The 1,818-nt window shown below is 68.2% G+C and carries 3 protein-coding genes; 1 reads left to right on the top strand and 2 read right to left on the bottom strand.

The genetic code is table 11. From position 1 onward, the window contains the following. Nucleotides 1-49: 49 nt before the first annotated feature. A complete protein-coding gene (locus tag TVH25_RS21255; protein ID WP_169619507.1) occupies nt 50-541 on the bottom strand; it encodes a SixA phosphatase family protein in 492 nt (163 codons plus the stop codon). A gap of 19 nt (nt 542-560) precedes the next feature. After that, the gene (locus tag TVH25_RS21260) at nt 561-1,349 is read right to left on the bottom strand and encodes an acyl-[acyl-carrier-protein] thioesterase (RefSeq protein ID WP_422425408.1); all 789 of its coding nucleotides are present in this window, start codon (nt 1,347-1,349) and stop codon (nt 561-563) included. Nucleotides 1,350-1,519: 170 nt separating this feature from the next. Between TVH25_RS21260 and TVH25_RS21265 the strand changes: the two genes are divergently transcribed. After that, nucleotides 1,520-1,818, top strand: a 299-nt coding sequence (locus TVH25_RS21265) for a 4Fe-4S dicluster domain-containing protein (protein ID WP_422425409.1), incomplete at its 3' end; no start/stop codon positions are given.

Here is a 1,818-nt window from a genome sequence, read left to right on the forward strand (position 1 = left end):
CCCCCCCCTGTGGGGGGGGGGGGGCGCCCCCTCTTCGCTGTCCGGACGCTTATCGTGGGATGTGGAAATCGGTGAGTTCGGCCCGGCCGGGTTCGAGTTCGTCCCAGCGCCCCCGGACCGCCAGGACGGCGACCGACGACGTGGGGAACTTCTCCGTGACCTGCTGCGCCTCGTCGGTGCTGTGGTCGGTGACCAGATTCAGGACCGTCGTGGACAGTGTCGGCTCGTGGCCCACGACAAGGAGGGTCCGGACATCCTTCGGCACCGAGTGGATCTCCTCGAGCAGCGTGGCGGGATCTGCGAGGTAGAGGCTGTCGCGGTAGTCGACGGGTGCTTCGATACCCGCTTCGGTGAGGGTCTTGCGGGTTCGGACCGCGGTCGAGCACAGCACCTTGTCGATCGGAGGCACTGTGGCCCTGATCCACCGCCCGGCGAGCCCCGCCTCGCGGCGACCGCGCGGGGACAGCGGACGGTCGTGATCGTCCACGTCGTCCGGGTACGCGGACTTGCCGTGGCGCAGCAAGATCAGAGTGCGGGTCATGGGCTCCACCGTAGAGCGTTCAGAGGCGAACGACCCGGGCGACCGCGCGGGCGCGATCGTCCACTGTGAACCACAGCGTCAGGCCGTGCCGGTCGTCGACGGCGCGGAGGACCAGGGTCTCGTCGGTTCCGATGGGTCGCAGATGTTCGATCACCGCTCGATACGGTGAGCTCTGCAGATCGGGACGGGACGCGAGCAGTTCTTCCACCCCGTGCCAGTACACGGCGTTGTTGACGTGCCCGAACGGGTCGAAATCGGTGACGCGGAGCGGGAATTCGCGACTGTCGGTGATCTCGCCCTCCGGTGAGGCAGGCAGCCACGCGCGCCACCTGAGCCGGGTGTCGAGCGCATATCGCGACATGTGCTCGAAGAGCCCGTCACTGATGCGGGTCGGGGCACCCGTCGTGGGACCGATGTCGATCCAGAATCCTGCCGTGTCGATGAGGGGTCCGCCCTCGTCGTCGTGCGGGTCGTCCAGTCGGACTCGTACGTTGGCCCACCGGGTGGAGAGGGCATCGCACCAGCGGCGCAGCCGGAGATGCTGCGGGAACCGCGCCGGCCGGTGGACGTCGATCACGGTGCGCCGGACGATCCACAGGGGATCGGTGTGCGCGGCGTCGACGGCCTCGAGGTTGTCGATGCCGATGTCCTGGAGGTACCGGGCGACGCCGTCGAGTCGGAGACGCTGCGAGGTGTCGACATCGCCGGTACGCACGGAGCGTTCGGTGCGGAAGGGCGTCGCCTCGGCGGGGAGTGCCGCGAGAGGTCGCGCCCAGGGTGGGTCGTCGGTGGATGTCACGATGGCCACTGCGTGTCCCCCTGTGTCGGATGCCCGATCGGCCGATTCTCGCAGCTACCCGGCTCGTGCGCAGCGCGTCTTGCGAACCGGGTGTGGCGGGGACTACAGTCGCATTAACTGTTACGCACTGTTACATGAACTCGGCGGTCGTGCCGCCCCGCCCTTCCGAGGACCCCGCCATGGCCTATGTGATCACTCAGACGTGCTGCAACGACGCGAGTTGTGTCGCGGTGTGCCCCGTGAACTGCATCCACCCCTCGCCGGACGAGCCGGGGTTCGCGACCGCGGAGATGCTCCACATCGACCCGCAGGTCTGCATCGACTGCGGTGCGTGCGCCGACGCCTGCCCCGTCGAGGCGATCCTTCCGGAGGACAAACTCGACCCCTCACAGGCGCGTTTCGCCGAGATCAATGCCGAGTACTACGTAGATCACCGGACGCCCGACGGCTGGCTTCCCCTCCCTCCCACCCAAGCCCC

The organism is Rhodococcus sp. 7Tela_A2 (assembly GCF_049311045.1).
Lineage (GTDB): Bacteria > Actinomycetota > Actinomycetes > Mycobacteriales > Mycobacteriaceae > Rhodococcus.

What these genes read in the sequence shown, in the direction of transcription:
- TVH25_RS21255 (WP_169619507.1), bottom strand. Translation starts at nt 541, where the DNA reads ATGACCCGCACTCTGATCTTGCTGCGCCACGGCAAGTCCGCGTACCCG.